Origin of the sequence: Sphingomonas sp. UYEF23, assembly GCF_040546165.1 — a bacterium.
Taxonomy (GTDB): Bacteria; Pseudomonadota; Alphaproteobacteria; order Sphingomonadales; family Sphingomonadaceae; genus Sphingomonas; species Sphingomonas glacialis.
In genome coordinates this window covers 108477-131033 of record NZ_JBEPNG010000006.1, presented here as the reverse complement: position 1 = coordinate 131033, position 22557 = coordinate 108477, and the positions used below count along the sequence as shown (strand labels likewise).

The 22557-nt window shown below is 67.2% G+C and carries 22 protein-coding genes; 15 read left to right on the top strand and 7 right to left on the bottom strand.

Annotated features, from left to right (window positions below; translation table 11 throughout):
- The first annotated feature begins 1 nt into the window (after nucleotide 1).
- A complete protein-coding gene (gene tilS / locus ABIB28_RS12580; RefSeq protein ID WP_354288435.1) occupies nucleotides 2-1111 on the top strand; it encodes a tRNA lysidine(34) synthetase TilS in 1110 nt (369 codons plus the stop codon).
- A 91-nt stretch (nucleotides 1112-1202) separates the two neighbouring features.
- Nucleotides 1203-3170 (top strand): ATP-dependent zinc metalloprotease FtsH, encoded by a 1968-nt coding sequence (gene ftsH, locus ABIB28_RS12575; protein ID WP_354288434.1) that lies wholly within the window; start codon nucleotides 1203-1205, stop codon nucleotides 3168-3170.
- Nucleotides 3171-3506: 336 nt separating this feature from the next.
- Here ftsH and ABIB28_RS12570 read toward each other — a convergent pair whose 3' ends face one another.
- Nucleotides 3507-4571 carry a DUF3667 domain-containing protein gene (locus ABIB28_RS12570; RefSeq protein WP_354288433.1) on the bottom strand — a complete coding sequence of 355 codons (1065 nt, stop codon included), beginning with the start codon at nucleotides 4569-4571 and terminating at the stop codon, nucleotides 3507-3509.
- A gap of 77 nt (nucleotides 4572-4648) precedes the next feature.
- Here ABIB28_RS12570 and ABIB28_RS12565 point away from each other — a divergent pair, with 77 nt between their 5' ends.
- From ABIB28_RS12565 to ABIB28_RS12505, 13 genes are all read left to right on the top strand, one after another.
- Complete coding sequence (locus tag ABIB28_RS12565; protein WP_354288431.1) at nucleotides 4649-5917, top strand: glutamate-5-semialdehyde dehydrogenase; 1269 nt, start codon at nucleotides 4649-4651, stop codon at nucleotides 5915-5917.
- Nucleotides 5918-5948: 31 nt separating this feature from the next.
- Entirely contained in the window at nucleotides 5949-6215 is a 267-nt protein-coding gene (locus tag ABIB28_RS12560; RefSeq protein WP_189676113.1) for a CopG family transcriptional regulator, read from the top strand.
- Nucleotides 6212-6496 carry a type II toxin-antitoxin system RelE/ParE family toxin gene (locus ABIB28_RS12555; protein WP_133190750.1) on the top strand — a complete coding sequence of 95 codons (285 nt, stop codon included), beginning with the start codon at nucleotides 6212-6214 and terminating at the stop codon, nucleotides 6494-6496. The genes ABIB28_RS12560 and ABIB28_RS12555 overlap by 4 nt, the downstream gene beginning before the upstream one ends.
- A complete protein-coding gene (locus ABIB28_RS12550) occupies nucleotides 6493-7110 on the top strand; it encodes a nicotinate-nucleotide adenylyltransferase (RefSeq protein WP_426265046.1) in 618 nt (205 codons plus the stop codon). Before ABIB28_RS12555 ends, ABIB28_RS12550 begins: the two co-directional genes overlap by 4 nt.
- Nucleotides 7111-7118: 8 nt before the next feature.
- Complete coding sequence (rsfS, locus tag ABIB28_RS12545; protein WP_133190748.1) at nucleotides 7119-7520, top strand: ribosome silencing factor; 402 nt, start codon at nucleotides 7119-7121, stop codon at nucleotides 7518-7520.
- A gap of 162 nt (nucleotides 7521-7682) precedes the next feature.
- On the top strand, nucleotides 7683-8105 hold the full coding sequence (locus tag ABIB28_RS12540; RefSeq protein ID WP_354288429.1) for a 23S rRNA (pseudouridine(1915)-N(3))-methyltransferase RlmH: 423 nt from the start codon (nucleotides 7683-7685) through the stop codon (nucleotides 8103-8105).
- Nucleotides 8106-8109: 4 nt separating this feature from the next.
- Nucleotides 8110-9294, top strand: coding sequence for a murein hydrolase activator EnvC family protein (locus ABIB28_RS12535; protein WP_354288428.1), 1185 nt, complete (start codon nucleotides 8110-8112; stop codon nucleotides 9292-9294).
- Nucleotides 9295-9425: 131 nt separating this feature from the next.
- The gene (locus ABIB28_RS12530; RefSeq protein ID WP_354288427.1) at nucleotides 9426-10763 is read left to right on the top strand and encodes a S41 family peptidase; all 1338 of its coding nucleotides are present in this window, start codon (nucleotides 9426-9428) and stop codon (nucleotides 10761-10763) included.
- Nucleotides 10763-11236, top strand: coding sequence for a disulfide bond formation protein B (locus tag ABIB28_RS12525; protein ID WP_133190740.1), 474 nt, complete (start codon nucleotides 10763-10765; stop codon nucleotides 11234-11236). Before ABIB28_RS12530 ends, ABIB28_RS12525 begins: the two co-directional genes overlap by 1 nt.
- Nucleotides 11233-11769: a demethoxyubiquinone hydroxylase family protein gene (locus ABIB28_RS12520; protein WP_354288426.1), complete on the top strand. Its 537-nt coding sequence runs from the start codon at nucleotides 11233-11235 to the stop codon at nucleotides 11767-11769. The genes ABIB28_RS12525 and ABIB28_RS12520 overlap by 4 nt, the downstream gene beginning before the upstream one ends.
- A 15-nt stretch (nucleotides 11770-11784) precedes the next feature.
- Nucleotides 11785-12213, top strand: a complete 429-nt coding sequence (locus ABIB28_RS12515; RefSeq protein ID WP_133190736.1) for a hypothetical protein — start codon at nucleotides 11785-11787, stop codon at nucleotides 12211-12213.
- Between the two features lie 14 nt (nucleotides 12214-12227).
- Nucleotides 12228-12743, top strand: coding sequence for a DUF2306 domain-containing protein (locus ABIB28_RS12510; protein WP_354288425.1), 516 nt, complete (start codon nucleotides 12228-12230; stop codon nucleotides 12741-12743).
- A 4-nt stretch (nucleotides 12744-12747) separates the two neighbouring features.
- Nucleotides 12748-14220 carry a hypothetical protein gene (locus ABIB28_RS12505; RefSeq protein ID WP_354288424.1) on the top strand — a complete coding sequence of 491 codons (1473 nt, stop codon included), beginning with the start codon at nucleotides 12748-12750 and terminating at the stop codon, nucleotides 14218-14220.
- Here ABIB28_RS12505 and ABIB28_RS12500 read toward each other — a convergent pair.
- The 6 genes from ABIB28_RS12500 to ABIB28_RS12475 form a co-directional block, all read right to left on the bottom strand.
- Complete coding sequence (locus ABIB28_RS12500; RefSeq protein ID WP_354288423.1) at nucleotides 14212-14559, bottom strand: tRNA-binding protein; 348 nt, start codon at nucleotides 14557-14559, stop codon at nucleotides 14212-14214. The two genes, ABIB28_RS12505 and ABIB28_RS12500, sit on opposite strands and share 9 nt — an antisense overlap.
- Complete coding sequence (locus tag ABIB28_RS12495; RefSeq protein WP_354288421.1) at nucleotides 14546-15217, bottom strand: glutathione S-transferase family protein; 672 nt, start codon at nucleotides 15215-15217, stop codon at nucleotides 14546-14548. Before ABIB28_RS12495 ends, ABIB28_RS12500 begins: the two co-directional genes overlap by 14 nt.
- Nucleotides 15218-15286: 69 nt before the next feature.
- The gene (locus tag ABIB28_RS12490; RefSeq protein ID WP_354288420.1) at nucleotides 15287-15724 is read right to left on the bottom strand and encodes a hypothetical protein; all 438 of its coding nucleotides are present in this window, start codon (nucleotides 15722-15724) and stop codon (nucleotides 15287-15289) included.
- Between the two features lie 206 nt (nucleotides 15725-15930).
- Nucleotides 15931-20442, bottom strand: coding sequence for a glutamate synthase large subunit (gene gltB, locus ABIB28_RS12485; protein WP_354288419.1), 4512 nt, complete (start codon nucleotides 20440-20442; stop codon nucleotides 15931-15933).
- Nucleotides 20439-21017, bottom strand: coding sequence for a DUF2059 domain-containing protein (locus ABIB28_RS12480; protein WP_189676103.1), 579 nt, complete (start codon nucleotides 21015-21017; stop codon nucleotides 20439-20441). Before ABIB28_RS12480 ends, gltB begins: the two co-directional genes overlap by 4 nt.
- Complete coding sequence (locus tag ABIB28_RS12475) at nucleotides 21017-22471, bottom strand: NAD(P)-dependent oxidoreductase (RefSeq protein WP_322161187.1); 1455 nt, start codon at nucleotides 22469-22471, stop codon at nucleotides 21017-21019. The genes ABIB28_RS12480 and ABIB28_RS12475 overlap by 1 nt, the downstream gene beginning before the upstream one ends.
- Nucleotides 22472-22557 lie beyond the last annotated feature (86 nt).

Below are 22557 nucleotides of genomic sequence, written 5' to 3'. Positions count from 1 at the left end.
GATGAGAGCGCCCGACCGCGTGCCGGTGGAGCCGGCACTGGTCGCGCGGTTCCGCAAGGATTTCGAACGGGTGCGCCCGCTGGGCTCGACTGAACGCCTCGCGCTCGCGGTATCGGGCGGGCCCGACAGCATGGCGCTGCTCGCGCTCGCCGCCGCCGCTTTTCCCGGACGGATCATCGCTGCGACGGTCGATCACCGGCTGCGCGTTGCCGCCGCCGACGAGGCGCGGATGGTCGCCGAATGGTGCGCCGCGCAGGGCATCGCGCATGCGACACTGGTGGTCGACGACGCGATCGGCTCGCGCGCGGTCCAGGGTCGCGCACGCGACCGGCGCTATGCGCTGCTGCGCGACTGGGCGGCAGCGGCGGGGGCGACGTGCCTCGCCACCGCACATCATGCCGACGATCAGGCCGAAACTTTCCTGATGCGCGCGGCGCGCGGGGCGGGGGTCGCCGGGCTCGGCGGTATTCGCGCGCACCAGCAGCTCGGCGCGATCGCGCTGATCCGGCCGTTGCTCGGCTGGCGGGTTGCCGAGCTGCGCGCGCTTGCTGTGACGCACGCACTGCCCTTCGTCGATGACCCGAGCAACGCCGATCCGCATTACGAGCGCACCCGCTTTCGCGCATTGCTCCGCGACACGCCGTGGCTCGACCCGTTGCAGATCGCGCGCGCCGCGGCGCACGCGGCCGAAGCCGATGCCACGATACGGGGGATGGAAGACTGGCTATGGCAGACCCGCCGCAGCCCCACCCCCAACCGTCACCCCGGCCTCGTGCCGGGGACCACCGCCGTCCACGAGCAACATCCGCACGACGTGCGGCACGGTGGATGCCGCGACGCGCCCGGTATGACGGGGGCGGGGGGCGTCGTCATCGACCTCGACGTCGCGGACCTACCCCGCGAGTTGAAACGCCGCCTCGCCCGGCGCGCGATCCACGCCGTCCGCGCGGCGCACGCGCTCACCACGCCAGCCTTCACCGACTCGGCCAATATCGAACCGCTGCTCGACGCGCTCGAAGCCGGCAAAACCGCGACCCATGCCGGAATCCTGGTCGCGGTGCGCGACACCCTCTGGAATTTTGCGCCACAACCGCCGCGTCACTCACACTGATCGACGATTTGATCGACGATTGCGCGGGCCGTTGCATTGCCATTAATCGCGCTGTGCTTATCTTATGGGTCACGAAAGGTATCCCGTGCCCATGAACGACAATGACAAGCAGCCCGGCGACGACTCTGGCGGGCCCAACCCCTGGATGAAATCGCTGCTGATCTGGGTCGGCATCCTCGTCGCGCTGGCGTTGTTCGTGACGCTGATCGACAATCGTTCGGTCGGCCCCAACGTCAACGGGATCGCCTATTCGCAGTTCCTCGACCGTGTCCAGAACGGGCAGGTCAAGGACGTCAACATCGCCGGCGAAGTCGTCACCGGCACGATGAGCGACAACACAAAGTTCCGCACCTATGCGCCGCAGGACCCGCGCCTGACCGATCGTTTGCGCGAGAAGAACGTGACGATCACCGCCAAGCCTGAAGAAGGCGCGCCGATCTGGCAGGTCCTGCTCGTTAATTCGCTACCCTTCTTCCTGTTCCTCGGCCTCGGCTATTTCGTGATGCGCCAGATGCAGAAGAACAGCGGCTCGGGCGCGATGGGCTTCGGCAAGAGCCGCGCGAAGATGCTGACGCAGAAGGAAGGTCGCGTGACCTTCAACGACGTCGCCGGCATCGACGAGGCCCGCGAAGAGCTGCAGGAGATCGTCGAGTTCCTCAAGGACCCGACCAAGTTCGCCCGCCTCGGCGGCAAGATTCCCAAGGGCGCGCTGCTCGTCGGCTCGCCCGGCACCGGCAAGACGCTGCTTGCGCGCGCGATCGCGGGTGAGGCTGGCGTTCCGTTCTTCACGATTTCGGGGTCGGACTTCGTCGAGATGTTCGTCGGCGTCGGCGCGAGCCGTGTGCGCGACATGTTTGCCGAAGCCAAGAAGTCGGCGCCGTGCATCGTCTTCATCGACGAAATCGACGCGGTCGGCCGTCACCGTGGTGCGGGCCTCGGCAACGGCAATGACGAGCGCGAGCAGACGCTCAACCAGCTGCTCGTCGAGATGGACGGCTTCGAGGCTTCGGAAGGCATCATCATCGTCGCGGCGACGAACCGCCCCGACGTGCTCGATCCCGCACTGCTCCGTCCGGGTCGCTTCGATCGCCGCGTCACGGTGCCGCTGCCCGATATCGAGGGCCGCGTGAAGATTCTCGAAGTGCACATGAAGAAGGTGCCGCTCGCGCCCGACGTCGATGCGCGCACGCTCGCACGCGGCACGCCGGGCATGTCGGGTGCCGATCTCGCCAACCTCGTCAACGAGGCGGCGCTGATGGCGGCGCGGCTCGGCAAGCGGCTGGTGGCGATGGCGCAGTTCGAGACCGCCAAGGATCGTGTCATCATGGGCACCGAATGGCGCTCGCTGGTGATGACCACCGATGAGAAGCGGATGACCGCCTATCACGAGGCGGGCCATGCTCTGGTTCGTGTCCACACGCCCGCGTCGGACCCGATCCACAAGGCGACGATCATCCCGCGCGGTGGTGCGCTGGGCATGGTCGTGTCGATGCCCGAGCGTGACAATTACTCGTATCACCGCGACAAGATGTATGCCGATCTCGCGACCGTAATGGGCGGCCGCGTGGCGGAAGAACTGATCTTCGGCTACGACAAGGTGTCGAGCGGTGCCTCGGGCGACATCAAGCAGGCGACCAAGCTTGCGCGTGCGATGGTGTCGCAATGGGGCATGTCGGACGCGCTCGGCCCGCTGCAATATGAAGAGCAGCAGGGCGAGACCTTCCTCGGCTACTCGCAGACGCAGCGCCAGAACATGTCGAACGAGACCGCGCTGATGATCGACAGCGAGATCCGCAAGCTGGTCGATGGCGGGCTGGCGCAGGCCCGCGAAATCCTGACCGAGCATATCGACCAGCTCCACCGGATCGCCGGTGCGCTGCTCGAATATGAGACGCTGACCGGCGACGAGATCAAGCGGCTCGCGTTCGACGGCGATATCGGCCGCGACGATGCCGATGCGAAGGTATCGATCGTGCCCGGCGCGGGGACCTCGATCCCCAAGACGCGCCGGCCCAAGGGCGGCGGGCCGTTCGGTAACCCGGCGCCTGCCGGGGCGTAACGCTCGCGGGACTGGAACGGTAAAAAAGCCGCGTCCGACAAGTGTCGGGCGCGGCTTTTTCATATCTGCGCGGTGTGCGGACGTTGCTGCGCTGTTTTCCGCATCCGGTCGTCCTTGAGCGTGTCAAAGGACTATCGTTCTCGCTGCGACCAAGAGAATGGACGAGCTTCGACGCGCACAGCACGACCGGGACTAGGCGGGCGCGATCGAAACGCGGTCGCTTGCGTGCTCCGTCACAGCGCTAAGCCGCCGTTTGCGCTGAGGAACGAGTAGGACGCGTAGGCAGTGCGACTTTACGGGGCGCCTCCCGTGGCGCTGCAAGCGGGCCGGTCGCCGCTATTCCATGAACCCCATCGCCAGCAACAGGCAGGCGAAGGCGGTAAGCGCGATCCAGGCGAAGACGATCAGCGCGACCGTTCGCCACAGCGCCGAGCGTTTGCGCAGCGTGTAGGCACCCCGCAACTGTGCGAACATGTGCACCGGCGGCGCGAACATCACGAGCAACCCGATCAGTCCACTGCGAACGCCGACCGCGCCGGCGGTGCTCAGCGAGGCGACCAGCATCATCATGAAGGCGAGTGAATAGGTCACGAAAATGGCGTGGTCGTAGAGTTTGTAGCGCCGCCGCCACAGGAAGAGCAGCGCGACGAACGGAGTCGAGATCGGGATCAGCGCCCAGCTGTATTTGTAAGCGCTCGACTGCAGCTTGTAGAGCGCCAGTCCGGGATTGGCCTTCACCTTGGCGATGCCCTTGTCGAGTGCGTGCCAGTCGGTGCGCAGCCCGGAAAGCGGGACGTCGCCGATCGTGACGCCCGACCCGCCATCCATCACGCTACGCGCGACCTGCAGGCTGCGCAGATCTTCCTGCACCTTGGCGATCTTGGCGTCGGCATTGGCGCGGCGTGGGGCGGTCTGCAGCCGGGCGAGCTTGGCCTGTCCCTTGGCGATGTCGGCGTCGATGTTCTGCAATGCGGTCTCGCGCGCAGCGGGGGGCAAGTCGGTGCCGAGCTCGCCGCCAAAGGCGTGGATCGTCGCGAACATCAGGAACACCGCGAACAGGAACAGCGCCAGCGGCGACACGAAGCGCGCGCGTTCGCCCGCGATGTAGCGCCGCGTCAGCGCGCCGGGCTGGAACACCAGCATCGGCACGGTGCGCCAGATCTTGCCTTCGAAATGGAAGACGCCGTGAAGCAGATCATGCCCGATCGAGTGGAGCGAGCGGTGGACATGCCCGCTTTGCCCGCAGGCATGGCAAAACTCGCCGTGCAACGCGGTCCCGCAATTGAGGCACAGTCCGTGCGCGAGTGTCCGATGCGCGGTTTCGCCCGCAGGCGGCTCGACCGCACGCGCGACAAAGAGTCCCGTGGCGATATCGCCCGCTGTATCGATTCCCCCCGACATTGCGGCAGCATAGCAGTGGCTTTGGCGAATGCGATAGCTTTTGCCGCAAGGGGCGCGGTCGTGATACCGCGAGCGTCATGACCGACGCCACGACCCTGCTCGCCACCATGACCGATCGCGCCCGCGGCGCTGCCCGCACGCTCGCGACGCTGCCGACTGCGGTGAAGGCGCGCGGACTGCTGGCGGCGGCGCAGGCGCTGCGCGATGCCGCCCCGGTAATCCTCGCGGCGAATGCCAGCGACATGGCGAAGGCGACTGCCGCCGGCTTGTCGGGCGCGATGCTCGACCGGCTCAAGCTCGATACCGCGCGCGTCGCGAGCATGGCCGACGGTGTCGCCGCGGTCGCAGCACTCGCCGATCCGGTCGGCGCGGTGATCGACGAGAGCGTGCGTCCCAACGGGCTGCGCTTGCGGCGCGTCCGCGTGCCGATCGGCGTGATCGGGATCATCTATGAAAGCCGCCCCAACGTTACCGCGGATGCCGCCGCACTCGCCGTCATGGCGGGCAATGCCGTCATCCTGCGCGGGGGGTCGGAGGCGATCGAAAGCAACCGTGCGATCCATACCGCGCTCGTCGCGGGACTGGTGGCCGAGGGCATTCCGGCGGATGCCGCGCAACTCGTGCCGACCACCGATCGCGCTGCGGTCGGGGCGATGCTGACGGCAGACGGGTCGGCGGGCGCTGCCGCGATCGATCTGATCGTCCCGCGTGGCGGCAAGGGTCTCGTCGCGCGCGTCCAGGCCGAGGCGCGCGTCCCCGTGCTCGCGCATCTCGACGGGATCAACCATATCTATGTCGACGGCTCGGCCGATCCGGCGATGGCGAAGGCGATCGTCGTCGACGCCAAGATGCGGCGTACCGGCGTGTGCGGCGCGATGGAGACGCTGCTGATCGACCGCGCCTATCCCGATCCGGCGGGCCTCGTCACGGTGCTTTCGGCGGCCGGCTGCGAAGTGCGCGGCGGGCCTGGTCTGCGCGCGCTGGTGCCGGGCCTCACCCCCACGACCGACGCCGATTGGGACACCGAATATCTCGACGCGATCGCGTCCGCCGGGCTGGTCGACGGCATCGATGGCGCACTGCGCTTCATCGCCGCGCACAGCTCGCACCACACCGACGCGATCGTCACCGCCGACGAGACCGTGGCGACCCGCTTCCTTGCCGAGGTCGACAGTGCGATCGTGCTGTGGAACGCCTCGACCCAGTTCGCCGATGGTGGTGAGTTCGGCCTCGGTGCAGAGATCGGCATCGCGACGGGGCGCCTCCACGCGCGCGGGCCGGTCGCGCTCGAGGGGCTGACGACGTACAAATGGGTGGGTTACGGCAGCGGACAGGTGCGGGGTTGATGGCGGTGGGGCTCCGGTGTAATTTACCGCGATGAACCATCCTGCGCCTTTTTCGCGATCGGTCACGATCGACCTGGACGATGAGACGGCTGCGCGGGTCGCCAAAGCAGCGGCTGCGCAAGGGATAACCGGAGCCGCATTTGCGGCCGAAGCCATCCGGCGAGTCGTTGAGAGCGAAGACGATCTTCTCGCCTTCGTCCAAGTCGGGATTGATGCGGCCGATCGTGGTGCCCTGACCCCGCAAGCTACCGTCTTCGAAAACCTGCGCCGCCGGAGGCAGCAGCGCGCCGTCGCATGAGGACCGTCGAATGGAGCGACCCCGCGATCGCCGATCTCGAGGAGATTGACGATTACTGGTCGGCATATTCGCCCGACGCCGCCGAGCGGATTGCAGCCCTGATTGAGGAGGCAGCCGAATTTGTCGCGGCCACCCCGGCAGCAGGGCCGGCGATTCCCGAGGTCGACGCTCGAAAATGGCGCGTCGCGCCCACCGACTATCTCCTTCTGTATCGGGTAAGCGACACGCACATCGAGGTGCTGCGTATCCGTCATGCGCGCGAAAATTGGATACGGACCTGACCCGCATCGGCATCCTCGGCGGCTCGTTCAATCCAGCGCATGCCGGCCACCGCGCGATCAGCCTTGCCGCCCTCGATGCGCTGGGGCTCGACGAAGTGTGGTGGCTCGTCTCGCCCGGCAATCCGCTCAAGGAGAAGAGCGGCGACATGGCGCCCTACGCCGCACGCTTTGCCTCCGCCGTGCGGATGGCGCGCCACGCGCCGATCCGCGTCAGCGCGATCGAGCACAAGCTCGGCACGCGCTACACCGTCGACACCGTCACCAAACTCCGCCGCGCTTTCCCCAAAAAGCGCTTCATCTGGTTGATGGGATCGGACAATCTCGCGCAGTTCGACCAGTGGAAAGGGTGGCGCCGGATCGCCCGCGAGGTTCCGATTGCGGTAATCGCGCGTCCGGGGTATGAACGTGCTGCTCTCGCGGCTCCCGCGATGGGTTGGTTGCGGCGCGCACGTCGGCCCGCACACCAGGCGAAGAACTGGACGCAGTGGAGATTGCCGGCACTCGTGCTGTTGCGCTTCCGCCCCGACCCGCGCTCCGCGACACAGCTTCGTGCTGCCGACCCCGCCTGGCAGCGGCATTTCCTGCCAGCCGTCCCGACCCCACCTTCTGCATAGGAATCATCTTGGCCTCATCTTCTCCCGTCTATCGCGCGTCCGAACCCGAAGAGGTCGACGCGCTGCTTCGGCTCGTGCTCGCGTCGCTCGACGACGATCAGGCCGTCGATGTCATCTCGATCCCGCTTGCGGGCAAATCGAGCATCGCCGATTACATGGTGATCGCGAGCGGCCGCTCGACGCGCCAGGTCGCGTCGATGGCGCAGAAGCTGTCCGAGAAGATCAAGGCCGAATACGGCCGGCCGTCGCGTATCGAGGGCCTGCCGACCGCCGATTGGGTGCTGCTCGATGCCGGCGACGTGATCGTCCATCTGTTCCGCCCCGAGGTCCGCACCTTCTACAATCTCGAGCGGATGTGGGCGTTCGGCGATGCGCCGACCCCGCCCGCCGCGCCGGTTATCGAGGACTGATCGCTGGATCTCCTGCTCCCCGGCGAAGGCCGGGGTCCAGGAGCGAGCGGTGCGGCGGAGTGCGCAGCGCCCGGCTATGGCGACCTTCGCGACTGGGCCCCGGCCTTCGCCGCGGAACGTGTAGCGGTACAGCGCTGAGCATCGCTCGCAACGGAGGCAAGCATGCTGCTCCACATCGTCGCGCGCGGGCGGATCGGGCGCAGTCCCGAGGCCGAACTGGTCGAGCGCTACGTCAAGCGGCTGTCCTGGCCGTACAAGCTGACCGAGCTGCCCGACACCGGCGGCAAGATGCCGGCGGTCGAGCACGGCTGCCGGATCGTCATGCTCGACGAGACGGGGCAGGTCCTGCCATCGCGCGATTTCGCGGCCACGCTCGAGAAATGGCGGGACTCCGGGGTGCGCGAGGCGCGTTTTCTGATCGGGGCGGCCGATGGCTTCGACGATGCGCAGCGCGCCTCGGCCGATCTGCTGCTGAGCTTCGGGCGGGCGACGTGGCCGCACTTGCTAGCCCGCGCGATGCTCGCCGAGCAATTGTACCGCGCGACGAGCATCCTTGCCAATCACCCCTACCACCGCGAAGGGTAGCGCGATGCGGGGGCGGGCTCTTATGATCGCGGGTGTCGCAGCGGCGATCGGCGCGAGCGTGGCCGTCGCGCAGGAACCCGTCGACCAGCGCACCCGGCTCGCCGAGGCCAAGGCGCAATCCGATGCCGCCGCGCGCCGCTCCGCCGCGCTCGAACGCCAGGCCGCCGCAGAGCGCGACCAGGCGCGCCAGGCGCAAGCGCAGGAAGCCGCGGTCGCCGCCCGCATCCAGCAGGCCGAGGCCGACATCGCCGCAGGGCAGGCGCGGCTCGCGATCGTCGATCGCTTGCTCGATGCCCAGCGCACCAAGCTTGCCGCCAAGCAAGTGCCCGTCGCGCGGCTGATGGGCGCCCTGCAATCGCTCGCGAGGCGGCCTGCGATCATCAGTTTAGTCCAGCCCGGATCGGTCGACGATCTCGTCCATGTACGTGCGGTGCTGGCGAACACGATGCCGGTGATCCGCGCGCGCACCGCCGACGTCCGCGCCGATCTTGCGCGCACCCGCCAGTTGCAGGCGGCAGGCGCGGTCGCGACCCGCGCGCTCGCCGAGAGCCGGTCGCGGCTCGAAGTCCAGCGGCTTGCGCTGACGCGACTCGAGGTGGCGCACCGGCTGCGCTCGCGCGCGTTCGGACGCGATGCGCTGATCGAATCCGATCGCGCGATCGCGCTCGGTGAAAAGGCGCGCGACATCGTCGACCTGATGGACACGATCGGCAACCAGGCGGCGACGCGCGAGAGCCTTGCGTCGCTGCCCGGCCCGCTCGCGCGCCCGCCACGCCCGGGCGAGGTCGCCGCGCCGATCGACCGCGGCACCTGGTCGCACAGCGCACCGCCGTATCGCCTGCCGGTGGAGGGCAAGATCGTCACCGGGCTCGGCGAACTCTCGGACACCGGCGTCCATTCGCGTGGGCTGACGATCGCGCCGCTGGCAGGCGCGCAAGTCGTCGCCCCAGCGGCGGGGCGCGTCGCCTTTGCCGGGCCGTTCCGCGGCTATGGCACGATCGTCATCCTCGATCATGGCGGCGGTTGGACGACGCTCGTCTCAGGGCTCGGCAGCACCAGCGCGCGGATCGGCGAAACGATCGGCCAAGGCGCGCCGATCGGGCAGGCGGCGCGCGGCGAGGCGCCGACCGTGACGGTCGAGCTGCGCCGCCGCGATCGCGCGGTCGACATGACGCCGCTGCTCGGGTGAGGCGAAATCCGCGGCGGCAATCCCGCTCAGCTTCGGTTCAGCCCGGGCACGCCATCGATTGCCCCGCTTTGATCCCCGCGCAAACCCCGCTACGGTGCCTCCAAGACCTCTTGCTTGCCGAGTATTGACCGATGTCGCGTTTCACCACTTCGCTGCTCCAAGCTTCCGCGATCGCGGCGGTGCTGGCGATCGTGCCGGTCGGTACGAGCGCAATGGCGGCGGTCGACAACGGCACGTATCGCGAGATGGCGGTGTTCCTCGACGTCTATAACCGCGTGAAGGCCGAATATGTCGACAAGGTCGACGACAAGGTGCTCGTCAAGGGCGCGATCGAAGGGATGCTGGCGGCGCTCGATCCGCACAGCGCGTACGAAACCGGGCTCGATTACGACAACCTCAAGATCCAGACGATGGGGAGCTATGGCGGGCTCGGCCTGACCGTCACGATGGAGGACGGCGCGGTCAAGGTGATGTCGCCGCAGCCCGATGCGCCGGGCGCGCGCGCCGGGATCAAGTCGGGCGATTACATCACGCATATCGACGGCAAGCTGATCTTCGGCGACACGCTCGACGAATCGATCCAGAAGATGCGGGGGCTGCCCGGCAGCAAGGTTGCGCTGACGCTGCTGCGCCCGGGACACGACAAGCCGATCGTCGTCTCGCTGATCCGCGAGAAGATCGTTCAGAAGCCCGTCAAATGGAGCGTCAAGGACGGCGTCGGGCTGATCACCATCACCGCCTTCTCCGAACATACCGGCGACGCGGTGACGGGTGCGATCCGCGGGATCGTCAAGCAGCTCGGACACGATCCGCTCGGCTATGTCATCGATCTGCGCGACAATGGTGGCGGTTTGCGCGACGAATCGATCGCGGTCGCCGACAATTTCCTGTCGTCGGGCGAGATCGTCTCGCAGCGCGGGCGCGACAAGGCCGATATCGAGCCGTTCTACGCCGAATCGTACGTGAAGGGCGATCTCGCGCACGGGCTGCCGGTGATCGTGCTGACCAATGCCGGCACTGCGTCCGCCTCCGAGATCGTCGCGGGCGCATTGCAGGATCATCACCGCGCGCTGGTGATGGGCGAGCGCTCGTTCGGCAAGGGATCGGTCCAGACGGTGATCGACATGGGCGCCAACGCCGCGCTGCGGCTCACCACCTCGCGCTATTACACGCCGTCGGGCCGGTCGGTGCAGGAGGGCGGGATCGAGCCCGATATCGCCGTGCCGCAGCTTTCCGACCCCGACTACAAGTCGCGCCCCGTGTTCCGCGAGGACGATCTGCGCCGCCATCTGATCAACGAAGCCAAGACCACCAACGCCGCGGTCGAGGAAGACGGCAAGCCCGATCCGCGCTTCGTGATGACGCCCGATCAGCTCAAGGCGAAGGGGATCGAGGATTTCCAGTTGAACTACGCGCTGAAGACGCTCGCGCGGCTGTCGAGCACGACGCAAGCGGTGGCGGCGCGGTAATGGCGCGCGACCGTTTCATCCTCGCCCGGCTGCTCGCGCTGCTGATTCCGCTCGCTCTGCTCGGCGGTGCGCTCGCCTTCCAATATATCGGCAAGCTCTACCCGTGCGAGATGTGCTGGTGGCAGCGCTACCCGCACATCGCCGCGCTGCCGCTCGCGTTGCTCGCGTTCGTGGTGCCGAGCCGCGCGCAGCGCGAGGTGTTCGTCAGCCTGGCGGCGGTCGCGATCCTCATCAGCGGCGTGATCGGCGCCTATCACGCAGGCGTCGAATATCATTGGTGGGCGGGTGTTACGGCCTGCACTTCGACCGTGTCGGGCGCGATCACGCTCGACAGCATCATGGCCGCGCCGATCATCCGCTGCGATGTCGCGCAATGGACGCTGTTCCATGTTTCGCTCGCCGGCTTCAACGCGCTCTTTTCGGTCGGCGGGGCGATCACCATCTTTGGCCTGATGCGAGGAGCAAAAGCATGAGCGGCTGGAAACCCGGCGACCCGAAGCGCGACACCCGCTCGATGGTGCGCGTCGATCAAGCGGGTGAATTCGGCGCGACGCGGATCTATGCCGGGCAGCTGGCGGTACTCGGCGACCGCAGCGCGGCGGCGCGTGCGATCGCTGGGATGGCCAATCAGGAAGAGCGCCATCGCGCCTTTTTCGATGCGATGATGGCGCGGCGCTCGGTACGGCCGACATTGCTCGCGCCGCTCTGGGATGTCGCCGGCTTCGCGCTCGGCGCGGTGACGGCGGCGCTCGGGCCCAACGCCGCAATGGCGTGCACCGCCGCGGTCGAGACCGAGATCGACAAGCATTACGAGGACCAGCTCGTCGCGCTCGGCGACAGCGATCCCGAACTGTCCGAGGCGATCCGCGATTTCCAGGCCGAGGAAGTCGAGCATCGCGAGACAGCGCTCGCTGCGGGCGCCGAGAACACGCCGGGCTATCCAGTGTTGAGCGGGCTGATCCGGCTCGGTTGCAAGGTCGCGATCGCGACCGCGAAACGTATCTGACGGGGAGACAGGATCATGCAGAACCTGATGACGAAGGGCGCGCTTGCCGCGCTCGTGCTCGCTGGCTTCGGCGCGGGTGGGCTCGCCTCTGCGCCTGCTGCGGCGCAGGGCGTGAGCAACCCGCCGCTGGTGATCTACGGCAAGCAGAAATGCCCGACCGATTCCGATGGGAATGAGATCGTCGTCTGCGTGCGGCGTGCGCCGGGCGAGCAGTTCCGCATTCCCAAGGAATTGCGCGAATTGAAGGTTACGCCCGAAAACGAAAGCTGGGCCGCCAAGGGCGCAGCCAACGATCGGGTCGGTGCGACGGGAATCGGCAGCTGCAGCAACGTCGGCGCCGGGGGCGGCATGGGCTGCTTCGCGCAGGCGGGGCGCAAGTACAAGCGCGAGAAGCAGGACGCCAAGGCCGACCAGCGCGCCGTCGACGCTGCGCTGGTTCCCTGACGCAGGCCGGGGGGATGGCGACGCCTGCGGGGGCAGGGCGGACGAATGCGAGCAAATCGCTACGCGCCGACCGCTATGAGACCGTGCTTGCCGGCGCGGCGGTGGTGCTGTTGGTCGCCATCCTCGTCGCGCTCGCCAAAGGCGCGGCGCATTGGGGAAGCGTGCCGCTCGCCGTATGGGGCCATCTCGCGACGGTTGTGATCGCGCTGGCGTTGACCCCCGTGATGCTGCTGCGTCCGCGCGGCGATGCCGCGCACCGGATGCTCGGCAAGGTGTGGGTCGTCGCGATGTTCCTGACCGCCGCCGAATCCTTCTTCGTCCGCCACGGCACGCCGCCGCGCTTCAGTTTCATCCATATCCTGTCGGCCTATGTCGTCCTCGCCGCGCCGCTCATTTGGTGGACCGCGCGGACGCACCGGATCGCGGCGCATCGCCGACAGGTTCGCGGGATGGTGACGGGGGCGCTGCTCATCGCGGGGTTCTTCACGCTGCCGCCGTTCCGGCTGCTCGGCCAATGGTTGACCGCCTGACCTTATGACCCCCTCCGCTCCGATCGTTCGCGCGCCGCATGCGGTCGCGCTCCTGCTGTTCGCGCTCGTCTGGCTGTCGTGCGTGTGGTTCGGCTCGTTCGTATTCAATCCCAACAGCGCGACGCGGCTGTTCGGGACGCTGGCGCTGGTCGAGCGCGGCGAAGCGACGATCGATCGCTACCAGACGCTGACGATCGACAAGGCCGAGTTCAAGCAAGGCGGCGTGACGCATTACTATATGGACAAGGCGCCGGGCATGACGCTGATGGCGGCGCCGGTGGTGTGGGCGACCAACCGCGTCACGGGCGTCAGCTCTTACGATCATATCATCGACATTACCAATCCCCGGCTTGCCGAGTTCCTGCGGCTCCGGATGCAACTCGCGGTCGCGTGTGGCGCAGCGATCCTCACCGCGTTTGCCGCGGTGCTGCTGCTCGATCTGGCGACGGGGATCACCGGCAGCCCGGCCGCGGGGATGTTTGCCGCGCTCGGCTATTCGCTGGGGTCGATCGTGTGGGGCTGGTCGACGACGCTGTTCGGCCATGCGCCCGTTGCTGCGCTGTTCCTGATCGCGACCTGGGCGATCTGGCGCGGCACGTCGGGCGAGCGCGAGTTCGGCCGCTGGCGCTATCCGTTGATGGCAGGCGCGGTGCTCGGCTTTGCCGTGACGATCGAGTTCCAGGCGGCGCTCGGCGGGCTGGTGATCGGTGGCTGGGCGTTGTGGCGCAGCCGTGACGCGGCCTGGCCGGTGCGGCGGCGGCTGTATCTCGTCGCGGTGGCGACCGCGCTCGTCGCGGTGCTGCCGATGCTCTCCTATAACCAGCTCGCCTTCGGGACGCCGTTCATGACGGGCTATACCGGCGTGGTCGGGTTCAGCGGGATGAACCAGGGGCTGTTCGGGCTGACCTATCCCAAGATCACCGCGCTGCTCGGAATCACCTTCGGCGTACGGCGCGGGCTGTTCTGGGTTGCGCCGATCCTGTTGCTCGGCTGGTTCGGCGTGGTGAAGCTGGTGCGCGACCCCGCGACGCGCGACCTTGGCGTGCTGTGCGTCGCGATGATCGTTATCGTACTGTCGATCAACGCATCCTATGCCTATTGGGATGGCGGCGCGTCGGTCGGCCCGCGGCATTCGGTCCCGGCGATCCCGTTTTTCGCGATTGGCCTCGCGCCAATCTGGGCGTCGATCGAGCGGCGCAGCGACAAGATCAAGGCGATCGCGCTGCTCGCCGTGTCTATCCTGCTCAACCTGATCGTCGCGGCGACCGACATCTTCGCGCCCGAGACGATGATGACGCCGGTGTGGTCGCGAAACATCATGGGGTTGCTCGCGCACGGCTATCTCAACACCGTGCCCAATATGTATTGGGGATTTTCGCCCTGGATCGGGCTGATCCTGTATCTCGATCTGGCGCTGCCGATGCTCGGGCTGATGCTGTGGTGGACCCGCCGGGCCGAGCGTCGCGGCTCAGTATAGCCGACCGCCGTTGGGGATTGGCAGATTGGGCTGGACGAGCACGACCTCGCCATTTTCATCGGGAAAGCCGAGCGTCAGCACTTCGGACATCATCGGGCCGATCTGACGCGGCGGGAAGTTGACCACCGCGGCGACTTGCCGCCCGGGCAATTCCTCGAGCGTGTAGCGCGCGGTGATCTGCGCCGAGGAGCGCTTGATCCCGATTTCGGGGCCGAAATCGATCGTCAGGCGGAATGCGGGCTTGCGCGCCTGCGGGAAGGGCAAGGCCTCGACGATCGTCCCGACACGGATGTCGAGCTTCGCGAAATCGTCGAAGGTGACCTGCTCAGAAATCGACATCGTCATAATGTTTCGGTGCCATGATCCCTTCCATCCGTTCGGACAGCAGGGGACGGAAGCTCGGTCGGCTCTTGAAGCCGCGATACCATTTCGCGGTCTGCTCGTGGTTGCGCCAGTCGATCCCGCCGAGATAATCGGCGACGGAGATCTGCGCTGCCGCCGCCAGATCGGCGAGGCTCATCGTCGCGCCGGCCATCCAGTTATGATGGTCGAGCAAATAATCGATATAATCGAGGTGGCGCACCGCCGCCTTCATCGCATCGCGCAGCCGCTTCGAATCGGGCGGTTCCTTGGTGACGAGGCGCTTCTCCATCCGCTCGTGCAACAAGGGCGCAACGACATCGGCGAAGAATTGCGAATCGAACCAGGCGACGAGCCGACGAATCTCGGCGCGGTTGACCGCGGTGCCGTTGATCATCGCGTTCTTCTTGACCGTCTCTTCGAGATATTCGCAAATCGCCATCGAATCCATCAGGCGGATGCCGCGCTGTGGATCGGTCATCACCGGCACTTGGCCGGCGGGGTTCATGTCGAGGAACTCATCGCGCTGTTCCCACGGGTTTTCGCGAACGAGCTCGCAGCCGACGCCCTTTTCGCCGAGCAGAAGCCGGACCTTGCGCGAGAACGGGCAGAGCGGGAATTGGTAGAGTTGCCACATGCCCGCTTGGTAGAACGCACGAGCCGGGAGGGGAAGGCGTCACGCGACTTTGTGTCGGGCCACCCCGGATCAGCGGACCGCGTTAACCTCGGCCTGGGTGAGCGCAATCGCCGCGCGGAGGCGTTCGGTGGTGTGCTTGAGCTGGGCGCTGAGGCTGGCGATGTCGCGCGCGGCCTGGCCAGTCGCGGCGACCGCGCTGCGGGTCTGGTTGTGCAGGTCGCGCCGGTAATCGGGGTGGGTGCGCGCGGCGAGATCGCCGAGCGTGTCCTCGGGGCGGACATGGTCGCGCGTGTCGGTCAGCTTGGCGAGCGGGCCGACATGCGTCTGGAGCAGCGCATCGGCATATTGGTCGACCGTGGTCGCGATGATTTCCTGGACGAGCGGGCTCGACAGCAGCGCGCCGACCTGCGCCGCATCGGGGAGCGGGCGGGGCGGGGGTGCGCTCTCATTCGCGAACGCCGGAGTGGCGATGCCGCAAGCGACCAGACCGAGCAAAATTCTACGCATAATCAACCCTCGAACGCCCCCGATCGAGCGGAGCGCATAGCACGATTCGGGGCGTTTTGTCGATCCGCGAGTTGCATCGGGACAGATGCACCTACCCCGTCATCCCCGCGAAAGCTGGCATCCCGCTTCTTTCCAGCGTCGGCAGAAGAAGCGGGACGCCCGCTTCCGCGGGGGTGACGGAGGGGCTGTCCCCCGACGGAAGGGGCCTACTCCGCCGCGACTTGCTCCACCCGATCATCGAGCGGGTGGCTGAGGCGAGTGAGCATTTCCTTCGGCACCACCTGCCAGAAGCGATCGACCACACGGCCCCAGTCGTCGAGTAACGCGCCCGACCATTTCGAATCGGTCGCGGCATGGTGCGCGCGAACCAGGCCGAGCAGCACCGCTTCCCAATGCAGCGACGACAGTCGGTTCCAGGTGATGTTCTCGGGGTTGGCGCGGCGTGCGAAGCTGCCGTCGGCGTCATAGACGAATGCCATCCCGCCGGTCATCCCCGCGCCGAAATTCGCACCGACCGGCCCGAGCACCACTGCGGTGCCACCGGTCATATATTCGCATCCGTTCGCGCCACAGCCCTCGACCACGACGGTAGCGCCCGAATTGCGCACCGCGAAGCGCTCGCCCGCCTGGCCCGCGGCATAAAGGCTGCCCGAGGTCGCGCCATAGAGCACGGTGTTGCCGATGATCGTGTTGTCCTGCGAGGCGAGCGGCGAGCTCACCACCGGGCGTACCGCGATGATCCCGCCCGACAGCCCCTTGCCGACATAGTCGTTGGCGTCGCCGAACACTTCGAGCGTGATGCCCTTGCACAGGAATGCGCCGAGGCTCTGCCCGGCCGAGCCGCGCAGACGGACATGGACGTGCCCGTCGGCGAGTGCCGACATGCCGAAGGTCCGCGTGATCTCGCTCGACAGTCGCGTACCGACCGCGCGGTGCGTGTTGCGCACCGAATAGGTCAGCTGCATCTTCTCGCGCCGGCTGAACACCGCGGCGGCATCCTTGATGATCTGCGCGTCGAGGCTGTCGGGCACCTCGTTGCGGCGACCGGTCAGGCTGAAGCGCCGCTGATCGTCCGGCGCATCGACCTTGGCAAGGATCGGATTGAGATCGAGGTCGTCGAGATGCTCGGCGCCACGGCTGACCTGGCGGAGCAGTTCGGTGCGGCCGATCACTTCGTCGAGGCTGCGGAAGCCGAGGCGTGCCAGAATGTCGCGGACTTCCTCGGCGATGAAGGTCATCAGGTTGATGACCTTCTCAGGGCTGCCGCTGAACTTGGCGCGGAGCTTCTCGTCCTGCGTGCAGACGCCGACGGGACAGGTGTTCGAATGGCACTGCCGCACCATGATGCAGCCCATCGCGACGAGCGACAGCGTGCCGATGCCGAATTCCTCGGCGCCGAGGATCGCGGCGATGACGATGTCGCGCCCGGTCTTGAGCCCGCCATCGGTGCGCAGCTTGATGCGACCGCGCAGGCCATTGAGCGTCAGCGTCTGGTTGACCTCCGAGAGCCCCATTTCCCACGGCGTACCGGCATATTTGATGCTGGTCTGCGGGGAGGCGCCGGTCCCGCCGACATGGCCGGCGATCAGGATGACGTCGGCATGCGCCTTGGCGACGCCCGCCGCGACGGTGCCGATCCCGGCCGAGCTCACCAGCTTGACGCAGACGCGCGCGACCGGGTTGATCTGCTTTAGGTCGTAGATGAGCTGCGCGAGATCTTCGATCGAATAGATGTCGTGATGCGGCGGCGGCGAGATCAGCGTCACGCCGGGCGTCGCATGGCGCAGCTTGGCGATGAACTCGGTCACCTTGAAGCCAGGCAGCTGCCCGCCCTCGCCGGGCTTGGCGCCTTGCGCGACCTTGATCTCGATCTCGTCGCAGGCGTTGAGATATTCCGCCGTCACGCCGAAGCGGCCGCTCGCGATCTGCTTGACGCCGGAGTTGGCGTTGTCGCCGTTTGCGTACGGTTGGTAGCGTGCCTTGTCCTCGCCGCCCTCGCCCGACACCGCCTTGGCGCCGATCCGGTTCATCGCGATCGCGAGCGTCTCGTGCGCCTCGGGGGAGAGCGCGCCGAGCGACATGCCCGGCGTCACGAAGCGCTTGCGGATCTCGGTGATCGCCTCGACCTGGTCGACGGGAACGCCCTCGGCGGGGAAGTTGAACTGCAGCAGGTCGCGCAGATAGACCGGCGGCAACGCCTCCACCCCGCGCGAGAATTGCAGATAGGTCGAGTAGGAATCGGTCGCGACCGCGTTCTGCAGCAGGTGCATCAGCTGCGCCGAATAGGCATGCGTCTCGCCGGTATGGCGCTGGCGATAGAAGCCCCCGATCGGCAGCGTCGCGACGCCCTCGTCGAACGCCTTGTCGTGGCGCAGCTGCGCGTTGAGATGGAGCGAGGCATAGCCCTCGCCCGAGATCTTTGCGGGCATGCCCGGGAACAGATCGTTGACCAGCGCACGGCTCAAGCCGACCGCCTCGAAATTATAACCGCCGCGGTAGGACGAGATTACCGCGATCCCCATCTTCGAAATGATCTTGAGCAGACCCTCCTCGACCGCATGGCGATGCCGCGCGAGGCATTCCGCGAGGCTCAGCGCGCCGAACAGCCCGCGCGCGTGGCGATCGGCGATCGACGCCTCGGCCAGATAGGCGTGGACCGTCGTCGCGCCGACGCCGATCAGCACGGCGTAGTAATGCGTGTCGAGGCATTCGGCGGTCTGCACGTTGATGCTGGCGTAGGAGCGCAGGCCCATCCGCACGAGATGCGTGTGGACCGCCGCCGCGGCGAGGACGCCGGCGATGCCGATCCGGTCGGGGCCGATGGCGCGATCGGTCAGGAACAGCTCGCTATGCCCCTGGCGCACCGCGGTGACCGCCTCGGCGCGGATCCGCGCGATCGCGGCGCGCAGCGTCTCGGGGCCGCCGCCGGCTTCGAAGGTGCAGTCGATCTCGGCTGCCTGACTGCCGAAATGCGCCTTGAGCTTCGCCCAGTCGGCCCCGTCGAGCACGGGCGATTCGAGCACGAGCACGCCATCGCGCCGATCCTCTGTGTCGAGGATGTTGGCGAGGTTGCCGAAGCGCGTCTTGAGCGACATCACGTGGCGTTCGCGCAAAGGGTCGATCGGCGGGTTGGTGACCTGGCTGAAATTCTGCCGGAAGAACTGGCTGATGAGGCGTGGCTTGTCGGAAATGACGGCGAGCGGCGTATCGTCGCCCATCGAGCCGATCGCTTCCTTGGCCCCCTCGACCATTGGCGCGAGGATCAGCTCCATATCCTCGAGCGTCTGGCCGGCGGCGACCTGGCGGCGCGTTAGATCGGCGCGGTCGAAGCGCGTGACTGGATCGCCGGCAGGCAGCGGCAGGTCTTCGATGCTGGTGAACTCGCCGATCATCGCGGCATAATCATGCTCGCCCGAGATCCGGTCCTTCACCGCGCGGTCGTGCAGCAGCACGCCTTCGTCGAGATCGATCGCGATCATCTGGCCCGGCCCGAGCCTGCCCTTCTCGATCACGGTCGATTCGGGGACGACTACCATCCCGCTCTCCGACCCGACGATCAGCAGGCCATCGATCGTTCGGACATAGCGGAGCGGACGCAGCGCGTTGCGGTCCATGCCCGCGACCGCCCAGCGGCCATCGGTCATCGCGAGCGCGGCGGGGCCGTCCCACGGCTCCATCACGCTCGCGAGATACTGGTACATCGCGAGATGATCGGCGGGCATGTCGATCGAATCGGCCATTGCCTCGGGGACGAGCATGAGCTTGGCGGTCGGCGCGTCGCGGCCCGAGCGGCAGATCGCTTCGAACACCGCGTCGAGCGCCGCCGTGTCCGACGCGCCCGCCGGGATCACCGGCTTGATGTCCTCGCTATGCTCACCGAAGGCGAGGCTTGCCATGCGGATCTCGTGGCTAAGCATCCAGTTCTTGTTGCCGCGGATCGTGTTGATCTCGCCATTGTGCGCGAGCGTACGGAATGGTTGCGCCAGCCACCATTGCGGGAAGGTGTTGGTCGAATAGCGCTGATGGAAGATCGCGACGCGGCTCTCGAAGCGCGTGTCGCGCAGATCGGGGTAGAAGATCGACAGCGATTCGGCGAGGAACAGCCCCTTGTAGATGATCGAGCGGCACGACAGGCTGCAGATATAGAATCCCTGGATCTGCGCTTCGATCACGCGCTTCTCGATCCGGCGGCGGACGAGATAGAGGTTCTTCTCGAACTCGGCGTAGCTCGCCTCCTCGGGCAAGGGCCCGGCGATCATGATCTGCTCGATCTCGGGGCGGGTGGCCAAGCCCTTCTGGCCGATCACCGACACATCGACCGGCACCTGGCGCCAGCCGTAGATGGTGTAGCCCTCGTCGATGATGATGCTCTCGACGATCGTGCGGCACGCTTCCTGCGCGCCGAGATCGGTGCGCGGCAGGAAGATCATCCCGACCGCGAGGCGGTTGGGGAGCGGGCGGTGGCCCGACGCAGCGATCGCGTCGTCGAAGAACTTGAGCGGCAAGTCGATGTGCAGCCCGGCGCCGTCGCCGGTCTTGCCGTCGGCATCGACCGCGCCACGGTGCCACACTGCCTTCAGCGCATCGATCGCCGACTGGACGACGCGGCGCGAGGGCGTGCCGTCGGTCGCGGCGACGAGGCCGACGCCGCAGGCATCGCCTTCGAATTCGGGGCGGTACATGCCGTGCTCGGCGAGATAGGCGTGCTGGTCGGTCATCGTTGGGACCCCTTGGTGTCGGCGGCTGTGGCGGCGCTCAGATAGCGGCGCACGATCTCGCGCTTGCGGGATTGAACTTCGTTGAGGAGCTGCGGCGAGGTGAGCGCGTAGCGCTGCCCGACCGTCGTGCGGAAGAAGCGCGCGATCTCGTCGAGCTCGGCAGCGGTGAAGCGCCGGGCGTAGATCGTCTGGCTCGCCGCCATCAAATCGTCGAGGATCGCGGATTCGCTCGCGGCGAGCCGCGCCCGCGTCCCCGCGCTCGGGCTGACAAACGCCTGGCACGGCTTCATGTCGCGCCCTGTCGCCGCGCGATCGAGGCAATTCTCGGTCAGTTCGGACTCGGCAGCGCGGATCGCATCCTTGATCAGCACCGCTTGCCGTGCACGGAAGCGGCTGACGACGAGCAGCCGACCGGCGGCCGCGCGGCGTTCGTCATAGTCGGCGGCGGCATCGGCATTGGCGGCGGGCGCGGGCAAAGCAGGGCGCCGCGTCTCGGCATGCGCCGTCGCGCCAGCAAGCAGCGCGACGCCGAGCGTGGCACTCCGACCGAGCCACAGGCGGGTCCGACGCCGCATCATGCCGCTTGCTTGCTCGCCGCCATATCGGCCGCGGCCTTGGTCTTGAGATAGCGGTGCATGTTGGCCGCGACGTCGCGCCCATCGCGGATCGCCCAGACGACGAGGCTCGCGCCGCGCACGATGTCGCCCGCCGCGAACACGCCGTCGAGCGAGGTCATCAGCGTCTTGTTGTCGACCAGCACCGTGCCCCAGCGCGTGACGTTCAATTCGGGCGCGCCGAACAGCGTCGGCAGGTCCTCGGCATCGAAGCCGAGCGCCTTGATCACCAGGTCGGCATTGAGCTCGAATCCGCCTTCTGGATCGATCTCGGGCGCGCGGCGGCCCGAGGCATCGGGTGCGCCGAGCCGCATCGCGCTCGCCTTGACGGTCGAGACCGCGCCTTCGCCGGCAAAGCTCTCGGGCGCGGACAGCCAGACGAACTCGACGCCTTCTTCCTCGGCATTGGCGACTTCGCGCTGCGAGCCCGGCATGTTGGCGCGGTCGCGGCGGTAGAGGCACTTCACCGACGCCGCATCCTGGCGGATCGCAGTGCGGACGCAGTCCATCGCGGTGTCGCCGCCGCCGATCACGACGACATGCTTGCCCGCGGCGTTGAGGCTGCCATCGTCGAAGCTCGGCACGGCATCGCCAAAGCCCTTGCGGTTCGATGCGGTAAGGAAGGCGAGCGCATCGACCACGCCGTTCGCGTCGACGCCCGGCGCCTTGATCGCGCGGGCGCGGTACACGCCGGTGGCGATCAGGATCGCGTCGTGGCGTTGGCGCAGCTCGTCCATGCTGGCGTCGCGGCCGACTTCGAAATTCTCGTGGAAGACGATGCCGCCGGCCTTGAGCCGCTCGACGCGGCGCGTCACGATGGGCTTTTCGAGCTTGAAGCCGGGGATGCCGTAGGTCAGCAGCCCGCCCGCGCGGTCGTAACGGTCATAGACATGGACGTCATAGCCATTGCCGCGCAGGTATTCGGCGGCGCTAAGGCCTGCCGGGCCCGCGCCTATCACGCCGACCGATTGCCCGCGCGCGCGGCCGGGGACGAGCGGCTCGACCCAGCCTTCTTCCCATGCGGTGTCGGTGATGAACTTCTCGACCGCGCCGATCGTCACCGCGCCGTGGCCCGAGAATTCGATCACGCAATTGCCTTCGCACAGGCGGTCCTGTGGGCAGATCCGTCCGCAGATCTCGGGCATCGTCGAGGTCGCGTTGCTGAGCTCGTACGCCTCGCGCAGCCGGCCCTCGGCGGTCAGCCGCAGCCAGTCGGGGATGTGGTTGTGGAGCGGGCAGTGGACCGAACAATAGGGCACGCCGCATTGCGAACAGCGCCCGGCCTGGGCTTCCGCATCGGGTACGGGATAGCGCTCCGCAATCTCGCGAAAGTCTTCCGCGCGGAGCTCGGGCTCGCGCTTTGCGGGATAAACCTGCTCGCGATCGACGAATTTCAACAGGGACGTGTCAGCCATGTGCGCACCTTTCGGATGCGCAAATACCGAGCGATCGTCACGCTGTCATTACGAAAACGTAATTTATGGCAGCAACGCTGACCTAT